Raw genomic sequence first — 21,154 nt, 5'->3', positions numbered from 1 at the left:
CAACTCAACCGCGCAGCACCAGCCCTTTAAGGTAGAGCGATTCCGGGAAATTGGTCCGTACCGGATGATCTGCTGACTGGTAAAGATGTTCAATGATATGCATAGGGCGTTTAGCGTCCAGTGCGGCATCGGCAACCACTTTCTGAAACAGCTCGCCCGATAGTAATCCTGAACAGGAAAAGGTGATCAGGGTGCCACCCGGGTTTAAGATCATGCAGGCGAGGCGATTAATGTCTTTATAGCCCCGGCAGGCGTTGATCAGGTTCGCTTTGCTGTCCACGAACTTAGGTGGGTCGAGCACGATAACGTCAAAGCGTTCACCCTGATGATGAAACTTACGTAGCGCCTCAAACACATCAATCTTCATATTCTCGAAGCGCTCAGCAGGCAGATCATTTTGTTGCTGATTACTGACTGCCTGAGTCAGCGCTGGCTCGGATACGTCCAGGTTGACGACCTGGCTGGCGCCGGCTGCGACGGCGTAAATACCAAAGCCGCCGGTATAGCTAAAGGCATTCAGTACCCGCTTATCTTTGGCGTAAGCCTGGATCGCAAGACGACTGTCACGCTGATCCAGGTAGTATCCGGTTTTATGTCCGCCCTGAATATCAACGCCGAGCTGCAAACCGTTTTCGTTAATCCAGACCGTAGCAGGCGGTGGCTCGCCGTCGGCAGAGTAGAGCAGCTGGATGATGGGTTGCAGGCCCTCTTTTTTGCGCACATCGACATCGGAACGTTCGAAAATATTACATTCGGGAAAGTAGCTGCGCAGTGCGGCGACGATACTATCGCGCCAGCGTTCGGCACCGGTGCTGAGTAACTGACAAACCAGCCAGTTATCATATTTGTCTATGGTAATACCCGGTAATTCGTCCGACTCCGCTGCCACTACCCGCCAGGCATTGCTGTTGATGGATAAGCTGTTGCGCAATGCAATGGCGGCACCAATGCGATCAGCAAAAAACTGGTCATTAATTTGCTCAGACTGATTAAAACTCCAAATTCGCACCCGGATTTGTGAGCGCGACGACCAGGCGCCATACCCCAGCCAGTCACCGGTGCTGCTATGTACCGAAACCGTCTCGCCATCGGCCGGCGAGCCTTTGACGCGGGCAATAGCACCGCTGAATACCCAGGGGTGCAGGCGGCGCAAGGATTTTTCTTTGCCGGGACTGAGGTGAATGGTGGCTGGCATCTATTTGACCCGCATGCCCGCACGGGCACCGTCGTGAGGGTTCATAATATATAGTTCGTCACCGCCAGGCCCTGCCGCCAGTACCATGCCTTCAGATAAGCCGAAACGCATTTTGCGTGGTGCCAGATTGGCAACCATAACGGTATGCTGTCCAATCAGGCTGGCCGGATCATAGGCGGCCTTAATGCCGGCAAACACCTGCCGGGTTTCACCACCGAGATCGAGCGTTAGCTTAAGTAATTTATCCGCGCCTTCAACATGTTCAGCATTCACAATCTGGGCGACCCGCAGGTCAACCTTCGCAAAATCGTCAAAGCTTATCTCCGGACTAAGCGGGTCTTGCTGTAATTCATCATTGCCGCTGGCAGGCTTTGCTGCCACAGCGTTCTGTTCTTTTGAATCGTCAATCATGGCGTTCACTTTATCCATTTCAATTCGTTGTAGCAGCGCTTTAAAAGGCGCAATGCCGTGATCTTTCAGCACTACTTTATGGCTGTCCCAGGTGAAACTGTCGTTCAGGAATTCCTGAACCCTGCTGGCCAGTGCCGGAACGACCGGCGTCAGGTAAATCATCAGTAACCGGAACAAATTAATGCCGATGGAGCAGATTTCCTGTACTTCACTGGCTTTAGCGGGATCTTTAATCAGCTGCCAGGGTTCTTTTTCCGCAATATAGAAGTTGGCTTTGTCGGCCAGTGCCATGATGTCGCGCATAGCCTTGGAAAACTCGCGTTTCTCGTAAGCACTGGCAATGCTGTCACCCGCTGCCTGAAACTCATCCAGCAAACTGGTATCGCTAATCTGTGCGGCTAACTTGCCGTCGAACTTTTTGCTGATAAAGCCGGCACAGCGGCTGGCGATGTTGACTACTTTGCCCACTAAGTCTGCGTTCACGCGCTGCGCGAAATCAGTGAGGTTCAGATCAAGGTCATCGATACGGCTGGTGAGCTTGGCGGCAAAATAGTAGCGCAGGTAGTCTGGATCCAGATGATCCAGATAGGTCCGCGCCATAATAAAGGTGCCTTTTGACTTCGACATCTTGGTGCCATTGACGGTAATAAAACCATGGGCCCAGACATTGGTGGGTTGCCGGAAGTCGGCTCCTTTTAGCATGGCTGGCCAGAACAGGCTGTGGAAGTAGATAATATCTTTACCAATAAAGTGATAAAGCTCGGCATCGCTGTCTTGCTTCCAGTAGCTGGCAAAGTCAGCGTTGCCGGTTACCGCGCAGTAGTTTTTAAAGCTACTCATGTAACCAATGGGCGCATCCAGCCACACATAAAAGTATTTGCCGGGGGCGTCGGGAATTTCAAAACCAAAGTAGGGCGCGTCACGGCTGATGTCCCACTGCTGCAGGCCAGACTCAAACCATTCGTTTAGTTTGTTGGCCATTTCATCCTGCAGTGAACCTGAGCGGGTCCAGGCTTTCAGCATGTCGCTGAAGGCAGGCAGGTCAAAAAAGTAATGTTCTGATTCGCGCAACTCCGGCGTAGCACCTGAAACCGCTGATTTTGGATTCTTGAGGTCGGTTGGTGCATAAGTGGCACCGCAGACGTCACAGTTGTCGCCATATTGATCTTCAGCACCGCACTTGGGGCATTCGCCTTTTACGAAGCGATCAGGCAGAAACATTTTCTGTTGGGGATCATACAGCTGTTCAATAACCGACGTCTTAATATGACCCTTTTCGCGTAACCGGGTATAGATGAGTTCCGCCAGTTCGCGGTTTTCCGGGCTGTGGGTTGAGTGGTAATGATCAAAGGCGACATGAAAATTCGCAAAATCGGCCTGATGCGCCTGGTTCATCTGCTCAATCATCTGCTCGGGCTGCATACCTAGTTGCTTGGCTTTAAGCATGATAGGTGTGCCATGGGCATCGTCAGCACAAACATAATGGCATTCGTTACCACGGAGCTTTTGAAAACGTACCCAGATATCGGCCTGAATATAGCCGAGCATATGGCCTATATGGATGGGGCCATTGGCGTAGGGTAAGGCGTTGGTAACCAGAATTTTGCGTGTCGCTTGGGTCATGAATGCTTCCGTTGATTCGGTGATTCTGAAAGCCTGAAGTGTACCCTAATCATCACTGGCAATCCAGCCAGAGTCACCGTATCATGCGGGCTTCAATGGCATTTGCACAGAGGCGTTCTGATGTTTGATCGATTCCGCAAAAGCAAGTCTGACAGCAGTGGCTTGAGCACGGCGCAATTAAAGGCACTCGGGCAGCTACAGCTACCAGGATGGACAGGTGACGTTCCGGCCAGCTGGATTCAGGTCAGCGGTCAGCAGGCGACGCTCACTTTACCTTTTGCTGCCGGCGACAGTATTCTGCAACCCTTCCGGGAAGACCCTGAGCTGGGTCAGCTCAGTTGGGAACGTAAGCTAAAAATTGAAAAACTGCCCAACTCCCAGCCTGAATTACCTCTGATCTACGGCAATGTGATCGTGGTGTCGTCGGGCAAAGGCGGAGTGGGTAAATCCTCGGTAAGCGTGCAACTGGCGCTAGCGCTGGCTGAGTTTGGGGCGCGGGTCGGTATTCTTGATGCCGATGTATACGGGCCCTCGCTGCCGACTATGTTAGGCGGGCTGGAGGACAAGCTGCAGTTCAATGAGCAGCAGAAAATGATCCCGCACCAGCGCCATGGCATTGCAGTAAGCTCGCTAGGGTATCTGACCGAAGCAAAAGATGCGGCAATCTGGCGCGGGCCTATGGCCAGTGCTGCGTTACAGCAGTTGTTTCGTGATACCAAATGGCCCGCGCTTGATTACCTGATCGTTGATATGCCGCCGGGTACCGGCGATATCCAGTTGACCTTCGCCCAGAAGCTGCCAATTACCGGAGTGGTGGTGGTCACCACGCCGCAAACGGTAGCGCTGGCGGATGCGGAAAAAGGCATCAGTATGTTTCGTAAAGTTGGTGTGCCAATTACCGGTTTGATTGAAAATATGAGCTTTTTTGAGTGCGGCCAGTGCGGCCACCGCGAAGCCATTTTTGGTACCGAGGGTGGTGCCCGCGTGGCAGCCGCCGAACAGGTGCCTTTATTAGGGCAATGGCCCTTAGCTTCACGGCTGCGGGCCGGATTGGATGAAGGGCGACCGTTACTGATTAGCGACCCCACTGATCCACTCTGTGAAATCATGCGCAACAGCGCTCAGCAACTGTCTATGCAGCTATACCAGCAAGCGAAGAATCAGGTATAGTTTGCTGAACAGGGAGATTAATAAATGCGTTTAACTGATCGTCAAATCGAAGCTTACCTGGCTGCAGGGAAAATTGGCATTGAGCCGGCGCCCTTATCGGAAGATATCAGCGGTGTAACCGTTGATATTCACCTGGGTAATGAATTTCGGGTATTACAGGATCATGCCGCTGCCTTTATTGATATCAGTGGGCAGCGGGAAGATATTAACCGGGCCATTCAGCAGGTCATGAGCGACCCGATAGTGCTTAGCCAGGAACAGGCATTTTTTATTCATCCGGGTGAATTTGCGCTGGCGGTTACTCATGAAGCAGTCACTCTGCCTGACGATATGGTGGGCTGGCTGGACGGACGTTCGTCGCTGGCACGACTGGGGCTGATGGTGCATGTTACCGCGCACCGGATCGATCCGGGCTGGTCAGGGCAGGTGGTACTTGAATTTTTTAATAGTGGTAAGCTGCCGCTGGCATTGCGGCCACTGATGAAAATCGGCGCGCTTAGCTTCGAACAACTGGATGAAGCCTGCGCGCGACCATACAGTAAACGTGATGACGCCAAGTATAAGAATCAGCGGGGGGCCGTAGCCTCCCGCATTGCAGCTGACGATAATAGCTGAATTGGTTGCTACCGCTGCGGTTTACCGCAGCGGGGTGGCGTGTGAAGCGCCACCAAATATCGCATTCATCAGTAAGATATTCAGCCCGTCCAGATAAGCCCGGTAAGTTGGTTCCTGCGCAAAGCTGATCACCATACCTTTACCTTTGGGTTCCCACATCAGATAAGGCTTGTAAGCGAGCTGGGTTTGATTTTCAGACCACAGATAACCGCTTGCCAACAGCTCCTTCTCACCCGCATAGGTAACAATGTTACGCCCGTTATCAATAGTCAGCGGGCGGTATATCTGGTTACCAACCGTCAGCGCAATCACTTCAGGCTTGACGCCTGCGCTCAGCCAGTGCTCCTGATCAACCTTCATCCGGGTTAACACACCTGAACTCCAGTAAGGCGCTGCGCTGTCAGGGGTAATATAGTGCGAGACCTCTTCAGCGCTTTCAAACAGCATTCCCGGCACCTTGTTCTCATCGCCATGCCCGGGTTCTTTGGTTTGTGCAACTTCTTCCAGGGCGCTGCTCAGCAGCTCATGCTGTACTGCCCAGTTCGTCGCGGTACCTAAGGTAATAAGTACACCGCCGCGCTGAACCCATTGCTGGATATTCTTGTTGCCGTTCTCGCCAAAAGCCGCGCCTAAATCGCCAGCGGTCGCCGGGACAATTAACACCTGATAATGGCTCAGGTCAGAACTGGCTAAGCGGTCAGGGCGGATAGCGGTAACCGGGTAATTAAACTGCTGCTCAATCACATACCGGGTATGACCGGCATTGAGACTGGAGAGAGGTTCATCCCAGGCCAGGGCGATATTCGGCGCATGCACTCGCTGCACATTGCTTGAACCGAAGTTTGGTCCGTCGGTTACCCAGCTACTGTCCACGCCTTCGATACTCGCGCCGGTGCTCAGAGCAAGCTGTTGCAGGGTAGAGGAAAGGCCATCGCTGTTGTCAGCGCGGGTAAAAATCAGGCTGCCAGCCGGATAACGCTCGCCGTTCGCATGAGTAAATGGCAAGTCAGATTGTTTTACCAGCAAGCCTTCACGAAGCGCGGCAGTAAGCAAACGGCCGCTGTTCATATCACCCCAGGCGGCAATAAAACCAACTTTGGCATCGGGATTTACAACCTTGCCAGGTTCAATCAGCCGTTCATCAACAGCGCTGTAACGAACCGCAGGTGCGGTGCCACAGGCCTTCCGTTCGAGGTTGAACATCAGCGGTAACGACCAGGCGGTTACATCATAGATCTGATCCGGGAGGTTCTGTGCCCGGCGACGCTCCTGTTCCTCGATGAAGTAATCCGCCATCGGTACATCGACGTCCAGCAATGTCCGGACCATGAAATGAGCCGGCTGGGCACTGTCGACCACATAGCTGCCAGCGGGGAATTCACTGCCACAGACCATGAAGCTTTCCGTTGCCTGTTGCACTTCGACACCGTGCTGAACCAGCAGGCCGGCCAGTTTGCGTGCGCCGGCAGGGTCACTGGTACCAGGAATAATGGTATAGCGCTCTTTACTGGCTTTACCCTGGGCAATAGCCTGCTGACGATAATTCCAGAAGTTACGTAATAAGCTTTCGCGTTCACGGGCGGTGGTTTCAATGGTGGCCATCGAGGCAACGAAGTGCCGCTGCACGCCATCGCCGTAGGTTAGTATCTCGCCGTCTTTGGTACGAAACTTGTGGCCCCGCGCCGAAGCCATTTCGTAGGTCATCGACAGTGCGCCGTGGTACAGCGGCCAACTGGCACCGTAACCAGGATAAAAGGCATCAAAAATTTCGCGGGTAAAGTAATCGTAGCCGCGCTCGTCAAACCAGGCGCCATTATTCTCACCGATGGTCCAGAGTGCCTTGCGTTGAGCCTCAGTAATCAGCGGATTATAGGGTTCAGCTTCGGGAGTAAAGTAGTAGCTGGTGTCGCCACCCATTTCGTGCAGATCGACAAATACCAGCGGGTAATAGTTCAGCAGGGCATCCACCTGACCGGCGATTTCTGGCTGGGTCAGCGCAATCCAGTCACGGTTGAGGTCAAACAGATAATGGTTGCTGCGCCCGCTGGGCCAGGGTTCATTATGTTCAGCCGAGATGCGATCAGCGCTGTGCTCAATTCCGACCGTCATATAGTAGCGGCTGACAAAGCGCGCACGGCCATCGGGATTCTGTAGCGGATCGATAAAGACAATAGCGTTATCAAGATAGTCGCGGGTTTGCTGATCGTCGGCGGCGAGCAGGTGCCAGGCCGTGACCATGCCCGCTTCAGGCGAGGATATTTCGTTGCCGTGTACCCCGTAGGAAAGCCAGACACTGGCAGGCAGCGAGCTAATCAACTGATCCGCCTCAGCTTTAGATGTGGTGCGGGGATCTGCCAGTTGCTGCATACCTTCTTTAAAGGCGTCCAGTTTGCTGATGTTTTCAGCGCTTGAAATGGCAACATAGTATAACGGCCGGCTTTCCCAGCTGTTGCCGTAATAGTTCAGCTTCACCTGCTGTGGATGGGCCTTCGCTAACGCCTGGAAATACTGATGCATGGCATCAGGCGCAGTAATCTTGCTACCGGCGGGATATCCAAGGGTCGCTTCAATGGATGGCGTCTGGCTGTCATAAGTAACATCCAGACCAATTTGGTCGGCGGCCTGACTTACCGGGGATAATAGCGCACAGCCCAACAGCAGGCTCATGGCAGAAACAAGTCGGGTGGATTTCATTGAGTATCCTTAAACTGAATAATTGCCCTATTTTGAGGGAATCTTTGTGTTTAAAAGTTCGACGGCCGCTTTAATTGCATTAAGCAGGCTGTCGCGATCATGGCGATGGGGTGCATCACTGGCTGCCACGATATGGTCGACATAAGGCACTTTCAGCCCGGCATCCGGGGCATTACTGATAACCAGATCGATTAACTGGCGGCCGAGTTGCTGTTCCAGCCAGTCGATACGCTCCGATAAAGCCAACCGGCCCGCCGGACTATATTCCGGACTTAGATTATCAATAAATAGGACCGGCGCCTGACTGTCTGCGATAGACTGCGCTAAATCAGCCATCAGTAGCGGCGGCATAATTGACGTCAGAAAGCTGCCCGGGCCAAGAATAATGAGATCGCTACGGCGCACATGGCGGATGGCTTCTGGTGTCGCTGATACGGCTGGGGCAAGGCTAAGCGCGGTAGGCATATGGTGAAGCAGGTCAACATCGAGCTCACCGAAACACTCCAGGCCTTCATGGGTGCTGGCGACCAGATCTACAGACGTTTCGGACATCGGCAGTAAGCGGATGTTGATATTAAGCAACCGGCTAAGTAATTGGATACCGTCAAGTGGTCGTGCGCTTAACTCATCCAGCGTATGCAGTAAAAGATTGCCAAAATTATGGCCGTTCAGCTCATGTTCATCACTGAAGCGATAATTTAATACATCGGCTGCTAAGGGCTGCAGCGCCAGTTGCGACAGACAATTGCGGATATCACCCCAGGCAATGGTTTGCTGACTGCGTCTGAGCAAACCGCTGGCGCCGCCATTATCAGTGGTCGCGACGATACCGACCAGGCGGCGCTGTAAAAACGACAGGGTCGACAATACGCGGCCTAAGCCATGACCGCCACCGATCGCGGTGACACAACGTAAATCTTCGAGTTGGCGCCGCGGCTGTTCGCCTGCGATGGCACCGGAGATTTTAGAGTCAGTCGTGTCAGTCATGCTACCATTAGGAAGTGGCCAGAATTAGAGGTACTTTATGACGTTCTGCTTCGACAATCAATTCCTGGAGCAATTTCCCGACCTTGCCAAACCGCAGCATCCACTGGGTTTCGGCCAGGCCAGGGCGGTAATACTAAACACATCACTACGGGATGAGCTTAAGCTGCCTTATTCTGACGAGCAGCTGACCGCGATAGCTGGGGGGCAAAAGCTTGATCCGGCGATGGCGCCACTTGCGCAAAAGTATACCGGCCACCAGTTTGGCCATTACAACCCCTATCTTGGTGATGGCCGGGGTCTGCTGCTGGGCGAATGGCAGACCCCAGCCGGTCGATTCGATCTGCATTTAAAAGGCGCCGGACCAACACCTTTTAGCAGGGGACACGACGGTCGCGCCGTGTTGCGTTCCTGCATTCGTGAATATCTGGCAGGGGAGGCGCTCTATGCCCTGGGTATTCCCACCACCCGCGCGCTGGCTGTGACGCAGGGCGATCTCATCGTATACCGGGAACAACCCGAGCCTGGCGCTATGCTGCTACGTACGGCTGGCACCCATATTCGTTTTGGTCATTTCGAATACTGCTACCATCGCGGCAAGGCAGATGATCTTAAGCAGCTCATTAGTTATGTCACCGATACCCAGTGGCCCGAACTCAAGGAACAGCCCGTTGCTGCTTTCTTCCAGCGTGTGGTGGAATGTACGGCGCGGATGATTGCCTTGTGGCAGGTCTACGGCTTTAATCATGGCGTAATGAATACCGATAATATGAGTATTATCGGTGAGACCTTTGATTTTGGGCCATACGCCATGCTTGATCGCTACCAGCCTGATTTTATCTGTAACCATAGCGATACCACAGGGCGTTACCGTTTCTCAGAGCAACCATCGGTTGGTTTGTGGAATCTGAACTGTCTGGCGCAGGCACTGAGTCCGGTTATTGCTTCGGATAAACTGGTTGCTTCCTTACATACTTACAGCGACCTGTTGCAGGGGCACTACTGGGCGCGCATGACCGCCCGCCTCGGTTTGCCGGACGATATCGCCAGCCAGGACATAGTGCGGCGTTGGCTGGATTTACTTGCCCGCACCAAACAAGACTTCACACTAAGCTTTCGCCGGCTCATCAGCGCGCTCAGCGATTCACCCGGGGTGCTCCCTGCGGAACTGCGAAACCATGGCGACTTTCCGTTGTGGTGGCAGGATTACCAGACACTCTGGAATGGGCAGAACAAGAATCCGGATCAGTTGCTGGAAAACATGCGGGCGGCCAATCCGTTATATGTATTGCGTAACTATCTGGCTCAGGAAGCCATTGCTGCCGCTGAAAACGATGATCTTAAACCCCTGCAGCGGCTCGCTGCCGTGCTGGCTAAACCCTATACCGAACAGGAACACGCCGAGGCCTTTGCTGCTGAGCCGCCCGAATGGGGACGGCATCTGGAAATATCCTGTTCGAGTTAGTTCTGGCTTACCGGGGTAGCCGGGTAAATTGTACGTAAAGCCTTGTCTGAGGCTTGGCTGGTGAGGCGCCTTTCTGCTATAAATATGACACGTATCATATAAGCGAGGGCTTAAAAATGTTAAATAAACGCGATGTGCTTCCTTTCGGAGCCGTAATTTTAGCTAGTACTTTTTTAGCCGCCTGCGGTGGATCCGATTCTGGTCCGATCCGTATGGCAAGCTTTACGCTTGCAGTGAGTGACGCGCCGGTCGATGAAGCAGATGAAGTCTGGGCATGCTTTAACGGCGTTGAACTGGTTGGTAACGATCAGGGCTCACAGGTGTTCACCATTGGTGAAGATACCAATACCATTGCCGCCAACGATGTCTGTAAAGATGAGAACGGCGATACCATTCCAAATACCCGGGGCATTAACCTGCTTGCTTACACCGGGTCCGATTCTGAGAATCTGCTTAGCGGCGTCCAGGTCGAGGCCGGAACTTATGGCCAGTTGCGCCTTGAAATGGCCGATGGCTCATACGTTCAGGTCGGCGAAGATCGTATCCCGCTCAGCGTTCCTTCTAATGAACTGAAGTTTGATGGCGTAACCCTGGATATTACGGGTAATGCTTCCTACACCGTTGAGTTCGACTTGCGGCATGCCCTGGTTAATCCGGTTGGGCAGGCTGGTTACTTCCTTAAACCACGCGGCGTTCGTCTGGTAAATAACCTTGAAGTCGGTCATGTGGAAGGAACTATCGCAGAGTCGCTACTGATTAATACTGAAGGCTGCACAGTCGCTCCGGCTGACACATCGAATCCAGTTGCCTCAGTATATTTCTACAGCGGCGCTGATTTAGCAGCTGCGACCCTGGCTGATATTGGTGGCAGCGAAGAAAATGAGCCGTACGCAAGTGCTGGCGTATTCTTCGACGGTGCTACCGAATATAGCTTTGAGATCGGTTATGTTGCTGCCGGCGATTATACCGTCGCCTGGACCTGTAATTTAAACGATGATCCTGAAGCTGATGATGAAATTATCTTCAATGGTCAGCAAAACGTCACCGTAAATGATGGCGAAGAGGTCACTACGGTTACTTTCTCAGAGTAATCTGATCGTTATCATAAGAACCGTAAAAGGCCCTCAATATTGAGGGCCTTTTTTATGCGTCGAATGACAGCTTTCAGTCAGGTCTTTTTTTCGGACGCTAATCAGGACATACTAAGCTAACCATCGTAGTCCGATATCGAGAAAATATAATGAAAATCGCATTCTCATCATCATTAGCCGTGGTGTTCGCGGCGGGTTTCCTGTCGGTTGGCAGTGCTGCTGCCAACGCAATGAAGACCACCTCACTTTGCCTGGCCGATCATCCGCATGAAATTCAGGTTGAAGTTGCCGAAACCCCGCAGCAAAAGGCGCGGGGGCTGATGATGCGTGAATCCTTGCCGGAACATACTGGCATGTGGTTCAGATATGATCAGGAGCGGCCAGCGGACGCCGGGTTCTGGATGTTTAATACCTGGATCCCGTTGGACATCGCTTATATGGACAAGGATATGCGGATCGTAAAGATAATCCAAATGCAGCCGTGCGAAACCATCATTCGTGAAAATTGTCCGGCTTATGACCCCGGCGTGAGCTACCACAGTGCGCTGGAAGTGAATCATGGCTATTTCGACCGTTTCGGTATCGAAGTTGGCGACCAACTAAAACAATGTGAATAACAGGAGAACCATCCCCATGAGATATCTATCGGTGTTGGCTGCGAGCATGCTTGTCGTGGCATGCGGCCCGGCCCCTGAGCCAGAATCAGAAGCGCGAGCCACCCCGGAGGTTGCCGTTGATCCCTATAGCTTTAATGAAAACTACCGGGATTATCTGAAAACCCTGAGTTCCGATGAATTTCTTGGTCGGGCCCCGGCGAGTGAAGGTGAAGACAAGACAGTCGCTTTTGTTGAGAGCAAGTTTCGTGAATGGGGCCTGAAACCCTATAACGCAGAGGATAACAACTACCGGCAGCAAGTACCGCTGGTGAAGATGTTGCCAAGTCAGGTAACGGATATGCAGCTGGACAATGATGATGTCAGCAGCCTGGCTTACCGCACCGATATGATGGCGTGGACGCCACGGGTTCAGGAAGAAGTGGCTATTAGTGACAGCGAACTGGTATTTGCCGGGTTTGGCATCGTCGCCCCGGAATATGGCTGGAATGACTACGAAGGCCTCGACGTAGAAGGGAAGACTGTGGTGGTGTTGGTAAACGATCCTGGCTACTACACCAAAGATCCTGAGCTCTTTAAAGGCATTGCGATGACCTATTACGGGCGCTGGACCTATAAGTTTGAAGAAGCTGCGCGGCAAGGAGCGGAAGGCATTATCGTGATTCACGATACCGGACCAGCTGGTTATGGTTGGGGCGTGATTGCTGGCGGTTCACCGCTGCGCTTTGATCTTGCCCGGGATAATAAAAATCTTGATCGGGTAGCCATTGAAGGATGGATCACCAGAGACAGCGCGGATAAGTTATTTGCCCGTCTGGGTAGCAGTTATGAAGAGATGCAGATTGCCGCGTTAAGCAATAACTTTGTACCGGTATCACTGGAAACATCGCTTTCAATAAAGGTGAATACCAAGTTCGAATATCTCGATTCGCCTAACCTGATTGGTTATATCGAAGGCAAAACCAATCCTGAAGAACATATCATTTATATGGCGCACTGGGATCATATGGGGGTAAACCCGATTGACCCGGATGACGGTATTTTCAATGGTGCGCAGGATAACGCAACGGGTACCGCCGGGGTGATGGCATTAGCAGAGTTTTTCTCCAGCCAGCCGCAGCCTGAACGTACTATTGTCTTTGCGCTGGTCACTGCTGAGGAGCGCGGCCTGCTGGGTTCCGACTGGTATGCCAATAATCCGATGTTGCCGCTGAGTCATGCGGTAGCGGGTATTAATATGGATGTACTGAACGTATATGGCCCGATGAAAGACATGGTGGTGGTAGGCTACGGCAATTCTGAGCTGGAAGAATACCTGGCCAAGTACGTCGAACGGCAGAACCGCTATGTAGCGCCTGAGCCGAGCCCTGAAGTCGGTTCGTTCTATCGCTCGGATCACTTTAATCTGGCCAAACGCGGTGTGCCTATGCTGTATGCGAAGGGCGGTATTGACCACATTGAATTTGGTAAAGAATATGGTCAGGAAAAACGTGCCGAATACTTGCGTGAGGCCTATCATAAGCCGGCTGATGAATATAACCCGGAGTGGGATTTACGCGGCGTACAAAGCGACCTGTGGCTGTATTACTGGATTGGCGATGAGCTGGCGAACAGCACTGACTGGCCAAACTGGTACGAAGGTAACGAATTCCGCGCTATTCGTGATGCCACTGCAGGTGCACGTAACGAATAGATTGCGTTAAACTATGTTGTATACCACGGCGATGTCGGGTTAGCTCGATATCGCCTTTTTTATGGCTGGAGAATGATCTTCCTGTGAATTATCTTGCAGAGTTTTTTGGCGTTATTGCGTTAATTACCAATTTTATCGCCTACCGCCAGCCCACGGGCGATCGGTACCGTATTGTGTCAGCGCTGGGTCTGGCTGCGCTATCCACCCACTTTTTCATGCTGGGTGCGGTTGCCGGTGGCATAGTTACCGGTATGGCGGTGCTGCGCAACTTTGTCGCGCTTCGCTGGCAGGGGCCAATCGTATTATGGGGCTTCGTGCTGCTAAACTTTGTGTTCCTGGGGATAGAATGGTTCAGTCCGATTGCCGGTATTGAATTAACCGGGGCGGGCGTTGTGGTCAACTGGTCAGAATCACCGGTTCACTGGTCCATTCTGGTGGCTTATGCCTCGTCGTTAATTTTCACCGTGGGCTCGATCAAACTTAATGACCCTGCCGCCATCCGGCGTTGGTTTTTGCTCGCTGAGTTGTTAGGGCTTATTTATGCGGTACTGGTGGGAAGTATTTCCGGAACGGTATTTAATATTGTTAACCTGACCAGCATTTTACTCAAATTGTTACAGGATCGCCGCGCGCAAACCTTGTAAGCGTGCTCATGATCCCAATATAGTACCTATATCTTTTAAAATAACGCGTGTAACTATGTTGATTTATATTCGCCGATGGCAGCAAAAACTTACTCCTCAGCCGGGCGCAAACCCATTAGCGGTTTTGCTTGGCTGGTTATTGTTTGGCGTTTTCCTGCTGGTGGCTTTAACCCTAGGCCTACTGTTTTTGCTGGTGGGCTGGATTCTGTTATTACCCCTGATGTGGCGCCGTCGCCGGCAGATGCGGCAGATGTGGCAGTTCACTAAAGCCAGTCGCGCGGCCCAGCAACAGGCGCGGGAGCGTTATCAACAGCAACGTGAGCAGAGCAGCAACCGCGGCGACGATAATGTTATTGAAGGGGAATACGAAGTAAAAGATAAAGACAAAAATTAACGCCGTTGTCGTTTCGGCCGCCGCAAGCGATGCACGCAAGCTTTCAGCAATCCGCCGCAGCAGTCGAGCAAAAGAACCAGCAGCAAGGCAAAGAGGGCGCCGGTGATGACCGCTTGTTGTGTCAGCGGCACATTAAAACTATACATACGCCAGGTGCTGGCCCGTAGCTCAGGATCGGCCTGAGTGGCAATAAACCATATTTGCTCTGGATAACTGGTATCAAGCTGGGCTTGTTGATAACGGAATCGGGCGACCCGCTCTACTAACTCCCGCAGGGGCCTGGCTTCGGCCCGGAATACATCTTCAGTGCTGGTTTCGTGTTTACGGATCAGCGCCTGCATATCGCCATCAAAATATTGTTCTGCTATTTCTTCAAATTGCACATAGTAAACCAGCGCTTCGGTCAGCTGGGCGTCGAGGCGTTGCTGATACTGAGTAACAAAATTTGGGATCTGTACACCGATCAGCAGGGCGCTGGCACCGATCATCAGAACAAAATAACGATAGAGCATGGCTATGGTTGAGTTGGTTAAGGTTGCTCAACCATAGCATGTCTGTGAAAGAAGCAGTTAGTCTTGTTCGCGGACTTTTGGCGGGAACCGGCGGCGTACCAGATAAAACAGTAGTGGTACGAAGAATATCGCCAGTATCATCCCTGCCAGCATACCCCCGATTACCGCTGTACCTATAGCCTGGCGGCTGACCGCGCCAGCGCCGGTGGATAGTGCCAGCGGCAGTACGCCGAAAGTAAAGGCCAGTGAAGTCATCAGAATTGGGCGCAACCGCAGGCGTACGGCTTCCAGAGTCGCATCGAACAGTTCCTTGCCCTGAGCTTGCAGATCTTTAGCAAACTCAACGATAAGAATAGCGTTACGGGTAGAAACACCAACGGTAGTCAATAAGCCGACCTGAAAATAGACATCATTCTCAAGACCCCTCATAGTCGCGGCAACAACCGCCCCCAATACACCTAAGGGAACGACCAACATGACCGCGAACGGTATTGACCAGCTCTCGTAAAGTGCCGCCAGGCAGAGGAACACCACCAACAGCGACAGGGCGTAAAGTAACGGCGCCTGGGCACCGGATTTTTTCTCTTCCAGAGAAATACCGGTCCACTCAAAGCCGATCCCCGGAGGCAGCTGGCTGATAAGCTGTTCCATGGTATTCATGGCTTCGCCGGAGGAATAACCCTCTGCCGCTTCACCTTCAATATTCATGGCGGGTACACCGTTGTAGCGACTTAGCCGTTGTGGACCGAAGTCCCAGCTGGTGGACGAGAAGGCGCTAAAGGGCACCATGTCGCCACTATTATTGCGAACGTACCATTTGTCTATATCTTCGGGCACCATCCGGGCTTCGGCTTCGCCGCGCATATACACCCGTTTGACCCGGCCCCGGTCAATGAAGTCATTGATATAAACGGTACCAAAGGCAGAACTGAGGGTGCTGTTAATTGCCTCAATGCTAAGCCCCAGAGCTTTCGCTTTATTGAAATCAATATCGATTCGGAACTGCGGCGTATCTTCCAGGGTATTGGGGCGCACACCAACCAGCGAGGGTTCCTGCGCAGCCATACCCAGCAACTGGTTGCGGGCATCCAGCAAGCCCTGATGGCCGAGTCCGCCACGATCCTGCAAATAAAGGTTAAAGCCACTGGCGGTACCTAAGCCCGGAATAGCTGGCAGGTTGAAAGCAAAAGCATTTGTCTCCCGGAGCTGGCTCAGGAACCCCATTGCCTTGCCAATAATCGCATCGATCTGTAGCTCTGGCGTGGTTCGCTCTTCCCAGTCTGTCATGCGCACGAACGCCAGGCCGGCATTTTGCCCCTGTCCGGCGAAACTAAAACCGACCACTGAGAACACTGAGCGAATCCCTTCGGCCTCATCCAGATAGTAATTTTCAATTTTCTGCATGGTATCCAGCGACTGCTGCTGGGTAGAACCCGCAGGAAGCTGCATCATGGTCAGAAATACGCCGCGATCTTCGTTCGGAATAAATGAGGTTGGCATGCGGACGAATAGCAAGCCCATCACTACAAAGAGGGCCAGATAAATAATTACAAAACGGGCACTGCGCTTGATAATACCCTGAACGGACTGAGTATATTTGCGGGTAGTGCGATCCAGCATACGATTGAACCAGCCTAGCAGCCCTTTGGGTTCATGATCTTCCGGGATCGGTTTAAGAATAGTGGCACAAAGGGCTGGTGAAAAGATAATGGCGACCAGCACCGATAACCCCATCGCGGAGATAATGGTGATGGAGAACTGCCGGTACACCGCACCAGTGGAACCGCCGAAGAATGCCATTGGCACGAATACTGCGGCCATAACCAGGCCAATAGCGACCAGCGCACCGGTAATTTGCTGCATCGATTTAATGGTCGCTTTACGCGGCGATAAGCCTTCCTCGCTCATCAGTCGCTCGACATTCTCAACCACCACAATCGCGTCATCGACCAGCAGGCCAATGGCGAGCACGATACCAAACATGGTCAGGGTGTTAATTGAGAAGCCAAATGCCGCCATGATGCCAAAGGTACCCAGCAGGACTACCGGAATAGCAAAAGCGGGGATCAGGGTCGCCCGGAGGTTCTGCAGGAAAATAAACATCAGCAAAAACACCAGCACCACGGCTTCAAACAGGATTTTCACTACCTCAGTAATAGAGATTTCAACGAAGGGGGTAGTGTCATAAGGCACGACCAGCTCAACGCCGTCAGGAAAAAACTGCTCTAACTCGGCAACGGTAGTTTTGATCGCTTCGGCTGTTTCCAGAGCATTGGCGCCAGTGGCCAGATTGACCGCGAGCCCGGCTGCGGCCTGACGGTTATAGCGGGCAATGGTACTGTAATTCTGACCGCCCAGTTCGACGCGTGCCACATCCCCAAGACGAACCGTTGATCCATCAGGGTTTACGCGTAACAGAATATCTCTGAATTCCTCGGCACTTTCGAGCCGGGTCTGGGCGATTATGGATGCCGTAAGGCGCTGGCCTTCAACCGCAGGGGTACCGCCAAGCTCGCCGGCGGCTATTTGGTTGTTCTGGGAGCGTACCGCCAAAACAACATCCTGGGCTGTCATCTGGTATTCAACCAGTTGCGCCGGATCCAGCCAGATCCGCATCGCATAAGGAGAGCCGAAGATCTGGACATTACCGACACCAGTGGTGCGGCTAATGGGATCCTGCAGGTTACTTACCGCGTAATCACTGAGATCGATCTGGTCGATCTCGGGGTTGCTGGAAATCAGCGCCAGCACCATCAGAAAAGCGTCATTCGACTTAACGACAGATAACCCCTGTTGCTGCACTTCCTGGGGCAGCAGTGGTAGTGCCAGCTGCAGTTTGTTCTGTACCTGCACCTGCGCAATGTCGGGATCGGTACCGGCCTCAAAGGTAAGGGTGATGCTGGCGTTACCGGCAGAAGAGCTGGTTGATGAAAAGTACATCAGGTTATCAATACCAGTGAGGTTCTGTTCAATAACCTGGGTAACAGACTCTTCCAGCGTTTCAGCGTTTGCCCCCGGGTAGCGGGCATTAATCTGCACCGAAGGTGGCGCGATCTGGGGATACTGCTCAACTGGCAGCGTCGTTATCGCCAGGCTGCCGCCTAACATAATCAGTATGGCGATAACCCAGGCGAAAATAGGGCGGTCAATAAAAAATCGTGCCATCGTTTATTTCACTTCTTCGGTTGTAACGGTATCGCCGGGTTTAATTTTCTGTAAGCCCTCTATTATGACCTGATCACCGGCGGTCACCCCGTCAGTTACCAGCCAGTCACTGCCGATGGTCCGATCCACAGTAAGATAGCGCTGCTCAACAACACCGTCCTGATTAACGAACATGGCTGTCGCCCGGCCACGTGGGTCGCGCGTAACACCTTGCTGAGGTACCAATAGGGCTTGCTGCAATTCGCCGCGCGCTACTTCAGCGCGTACATACATGCCAGGCATAAGAACATGGTCGGGATTAGCAAATTGTGCGCGCAGGGTTATCGAGCTGGTCTGCGGATCAACGGTCACTTCGTTAAACAGTAACTTACCGGTTTGTGCAAAGTTAAAGCCTTTACCGACAGTCAGCGTCACTGCGGCCTGGTTATTTTTATCGGTGGTTATCCGACCGGTGCGAATGTCGCGTTGCAACTCGGCATATTCCTCGCTACTTTGGGCAATGTCGACATAGATCGGATCGAGCTGATGAATATAAGTCAGCGGCTGCGCTTGGCCAGTAGTCACCAACGCCCCTTCGGTAAGTACAGAGCGGCTGATGCGGCCGCTTATTGGCGCTTCCACCCGGGTATAGCGAAGGTTGAGTTCGGCTCGGTTTAAGTCGGCCTGTGCGACTTTATATTCCGCTTCCGCCTGCAGATAAGCAGCTTCTGCTTCATCGTAATCCTGCTGACTGATGGCGTTTTCTTTCAGCAGTTGCTGGAAGCGATTAAAGCGGGCTTCGGTTGATTTAATCAGGGCTTTGGCACGGGCTACCGCCGCCTGGGCACTCGCGACTTCAGCTTGATATACACCAGGTTCGATCTGATACAGCTGTTGACCGGCTTCGACCACTGAGCCTTCTTTGAACAGCTGCGACTGCAAAATGCCGCTGACCTGCGGGCGGACTTCTGCTACTTTAAAGGCAGAAACCCGGCCAGGTAATACTGTAGTTACGTCAACTGTTGCAGGTTCGATTGTTACCACACCGACAGTGATAGATTGCTGCTGTTGCTGTTCTTGGGCAGCACCATCACTGGCATCACTACAGCCGGCCAGTATCAATGAGAGACCGGCCATTAATGGAAGAAACAACGATACACGAACGCGTTGTTGCATTGAATTACCTCACGGTTTTTATATGTAGCCCGGACATCGGCCGGGCATGATTAACTGAACGATGGCAGCAATTATACATACATGCGTGAATGTTTGTAAGGATGATTGCTATAATTTTTAGCTATGCCCACTGGAAATCATCAGGAAATAACCATGACAAAATCTGGACGAAAACGCCTCACAACTGCGGTAAGTGCCTTAGTTATCGGGCTTTTGCTGATATGGCTGTTCCAGCAGTGGCAGCAGGGGTCGTTAGTAAAAAATCGTAACCAATTGTATCAGGAGCTACTTGAGCGTTCGGGCAAGCTAAACCGCGACGTACCTAAACTACTGGACGAACAAACCCGGTTTGAACGAGCTGAGGTGGCAAATTACGGCATGCGCTTTATTTATTCACTGATTGCTATCGACAAATACCGGAACGATATCGACAGTATCCGCGCTCAGCTTGAAGGGCCGATGCAACGCCACTATTGTACCAGCGAAAGCTTAGCTTTCTACCGCAACCACGCTGACTTCGCAGAGTTCCGCTACCTTGACCAGAGTGAAAATTTTCTGTTTAACCTGCGTTTTACGCCAGCTGATTGTATTGAGTAGCTTTGCCGTCCGCGGTTAGCTGCCAAACCCGGCCAGGACGATTTTGCCAATCGTATGCTGAGATTCCAGCTGGCTGTGGGCAGTGCGCAAATTTGCGGCATTTATGTTCCCCAGGTTGGTCGTCATAGTCGTTGTTATGGTCCCGGCATCGGTAAGCTCGGCAACTTTGGCGAGAATTTCACCTTGCCGGCCCATGTCGGCGGTCTGAAACATGGAGCGGGTGTACATGAACTCCCAGTGCAGCGACAAGCTCTTTTGTTTCATTTTGCTAACGTCTAGCGGCGTTGCCGGATCATCAATCAGCGCCAGCTTGCCCTGTGGCTGCAACAGCTCCACTAAATCATCAAAATGCTGATCACTGTGCGTGATGCTGGCAACATGAGTCACGTCGGACAAGTTAAGCTTGCGATAGGCCTCGACCAGCGATTTGCTGTGGTCAATCACATGGTCGGCGCCGAGTTGTGTAACCCAGTTGCGGGATTCCACACGCGATGCCGTGCCTACGACCGTGGCTTCGGTTAACGCTTTAGCCAGTTGAATCAGCGCCGAACCCACACCGCCGGCAGCGCCGGTGACCAAGATGACAGCATGCTCATCATCGTGCTTCACATCCAGCCGATCAAAAAGTAACTCCCATGCAGTCAGGAAGGTCAGGGGCATTGCCGCCGCCTCAGCAAAACTAAGAGATGCTGGCTTGCGGCTAATGATGCGGGCATCGACAGCGTGCAGTTCCGCATTGCAGCCCGGGCGATCCACGGCGCCGGCGTACCAGACTTCATCACCTGCCTGAAACTCAGTCACCTTGCTACCAACCCGGGTGACAATGCCTGCGGCGTCCCAGCCCAGAATGGCGGTTTCACCGCGCGCTGGCTCTTTACGCATGCGGATCTTGGTATCAACCGGATTAACACCGACGGCCTGCACCTTCACGATAACATCGTTCGGCTCCGGCTCCGGCTCGGGCAGGATAATGTCCAGCAGCGCTTCATTGTGGCTGGCTGGTAGTGATTTTTTATAACCTACAGCTCGCATTCTAATTCACTCCTCGTCTAAATCAGGCTCTTGGGCGTGTTATTTTGACCTGGCCGCTACTGAAACCTTATAGTAGTTCGCATGCTTTTCACAATAAGGA

At 52.6% G+C, this 21,154-nt stretch carries 17 protein-coding genes; 9 read left to right on the top strand and 8 right to left on the bottom strand.

Annotation, left to right across the window (positions count from 1 at the left end):
• Positions 1–4 precede the first annotated feature (4 nt).
• Positions 5–1,195: a class I SAM-dependent rRNA methyltransferase gene (locus IDSA_RS04405; RefSeq protein ID WP_034774514.1), complete on the bottom strand. Its 1,191-nt coding sequence runs from the start codon at positions 1,193–1,195 to the stop codon at positions 5–7.
• Positions 1,196–3,229 (bottom strand): methionine--tRNA ligase, encoded by a 2,034-nt coding sequence (gene metG, locus IDSA_RS04400; RefSeq protein ID WP_034774511.1) that lies wholly within the window; start codon positions 3,227–3,229, stop codon positions 1,196–1,198.
• Positions 3,230–3,349: 120 nt separating this feature from the next.
• Here metG and apbC point away from each other — a divergent pair, with 120 nt between their 5' ends.
• Positions 3,350–4,399 carry an iron-sulfur cluster carrier protein ApbC gene (gene apbC, locus IDSA_RS04395; RefSeq protein ID WP_034774509.1) on the top strand — a complete coding sequence of 350 codons (1,050 nt, stop codon included), beginning with the start codon at positions 3,350–3,352 and terminating at the stop codon, positions 4,397–4,399.
• A 24-nt stretch (positions 4,400–4,423) separates the two neighbouring features.
• Positions 4,424–5,014 (top strand): dCTP deaminase, encoded by a 591-nt coding sequence (gene dcd, locus IDSA_RS04390; protein ID WP_034774506.1) that lies wholly within the window; start codon positions 4,424–4,426, stop codon positions 5,012–5,014.
• A gap of 21 nt (positions 5,015–5,035) precedes the next feature.
• On the opposite strand, the gene IDSA_RS04385 is transcribed toward dcd, so the two are convergent.
• Together IDSA_RS04385 and yvcK are read right to left on the bottom strand one after the other, a co-directional pair.
• On the bottom strand, positions 5,036–7,708 hold the full coding sequence (locus tag IDSA_RS04385; protein ID WP_034774503.1) for a M14 family zinc carboxypeptidase: 2,673 nt from the start codon (positions 7,706–7,708) through the stop codon (positions 5,036–5,038).
• Between the two features lie 27 nt (positions 7,709–7,735).
• Complete coding sequence (yvcK, locus tag IDSA_RS04380) at positions 7,736–8,695, bottom strand: uridine diphosphate-N-acetylglucosamine-binding protein YvcK (protein ID WP_051986054.1); 960 nt, start codon at positions 8,693–8,695, stop codon at positions 7,736–7,738.
• Between the two features lie 37 nt (positions 8,696–8,732).
• On the opposite strand from yvcK, the gene IDSA_RS04375 reads away from it, so the two are divergent.
• The 6 genes from IDSA_RS04375 (at position 8,733) to IDSA_RS11795 (ending at position 14,593) form a co-directional block, all read left to right on the top strand.
• Positions 8,733–10,157, top strand: coding sequence for a protein adenylyltransferase SelO (locus IDSA_RS04375; RefSeq protein WP_034774501.1), 1,425 nt, complete (start codon positions 8,733–8,735; stop codon positions 10,155–10,157).
• A gap of 212 nt (positions 10,158–10,369) precedes the next feature.
• Positions 10,370–11,248, top strand: coding sequence for a DUF4382 domain-containing protein (locus tag IDSA_RS04370; RefSeq protein ID WP_232221255.1), 879 nt, complete (start codon positions 10,370–10,372; stop codon positions 11,246–11,248).
• A 149-nt stretch (positions 11,249–11,397) separates the two neighbouring features.
• Positions 11,398–11,865, top strand: coding sequence for a DUF192 domain-containing protein (locus IDSA_RS04365; RefSeq protein WP_051986052.1), 468 nt, complete (start codon positions 11,398–11,400; stop codon positions 11,863–11,865).
• Between the two features lie 16 nt (positions 11,866–11,881).
• Positions 11,882–13,555 (top strand): M28 family metallopeptidase, encoded by a 1,674-nt coding sequence (locus IDSA_RS04360; RefSeq protein ID WP_034774500.1) that lies wholly within the window; start codon positions 11,882–11,884, stop codon positions 13,553–13,555.
• A gap of 83 nt (positions 13,556–13,638) precedes the next feature.
• The gene (locus IDSA_RS04355; protein ID WP_034774494.1) at positions 13,639–14,199 is read left to right on the top strand and encodes a YgjV family protein; all 561 of its coding nucleotides are present in this window, start codon (positions 13,639–13,641) and stop codon (positions 14,197–14,199) included.
• Between the two features lie 55 nt (positions 14,200–14,254).
• Positions 14,255–14,593, top strand: coding sequence for a hypothetical protein (locus IDSA_RS11795; protein WP_051986051.1), 339 nt, complete (start codon positions 14,255–14,257; stop codon positions 14,591–14,593).
• On the opposite strand, the gene IDSA_RS04345 is transcribed toward IDSA_RS11795, so the two are convergent.
• Genes IDSA_RS04345 through IDSA_RS04335 form a run of 3 tightly spaced genes read right to left on the bottom strand, consistent with a single transcriptional unit; the run spans position 14,590 to position 19,425 of the window.
• Positions 14,590–15,105, bottom strand: coding sequence for a DUF2937 family protein (locus IDSA_RS04345; protein WP_034774492.1), 516 nt, complete (start codon positions 15,103–15,105; stop codon positions 14,590–14,592). The genes IDSA_RS11795 and IDSA_RS04345 overlap by 4 nt on opposite strands.
• A 57-nt stretch (positions 15,106–15,162) precedes the next feature.
• Positions 15,163–18,270 (bottom strand): efflux RND transporter permease subunit, encoded by a 3,108-nt coding sequence (locus IDSA_RS04340; RefSeq protein ID WP_034774490.1) that lies wholly within the window; start codon positions 18,268–18,270, stop codon positions 15,163–15,165.
• Positions 18,271–18,273: 3 nt separating this feature from the next.
• Entirely contained in the window at positions 18,274–19,425 is a 1,152-nt protein-coding gene (locus IDSA_RS04335; protein ID WP_034774485.1) for an efflux RND transporter periplasmic adaptor subunit, read from the bottom strand.
• Positions 19,426–19,578: 153 nt separating this feature from the next.
• Between IDSA_RS04335 and IDSA_RS04330 the strand changes: the two genes are divergently transcribed.
• Complete coding sequence (locus IDSA_RS04330) at positions 19,579–20,022, top strand: hypothetical protein (protein WP_034774484.1); 444 nt, start codon at positions 19,579–19,581, stop codon at positions 20,020–20,022.
• Positions 20,023–20,037: 15 nt separating this feature from the next.
• Here the strand turns inward: IDSA_RS04330 and IDSA_RS04325 are convergent, their stop codons facing one another.
• Positions 20,038–21,054, bottom strand: coding sequence for a zinc-binding alcohol dehydrogenase family protein (locus IDSA_RS04325; RefSeq protein WP_034774483.1), 1,017 nt, complete (start codon positions 21,052–21,054; stop codon positions 20,038–20,040).
• Between the last annotated feature and the right edge of the window lie 100 nt (positions 21,055–21,154).

Source organism: Pseudidiomarina salinarum (assembly GCF_000753715.1).
Lineage (GTDB): Bacteria > Pseudomonadota > Gammaproteobacteria > Enterobacterales > Alteromonadaceae > Pseudidiomarina > Pseudidiomarina salinarum.
The sequence above is the reverse complement of the archived record's forward strand: the minus strand, read 5'-3'. Positions and strand labels throughout refer to the sequence as shown.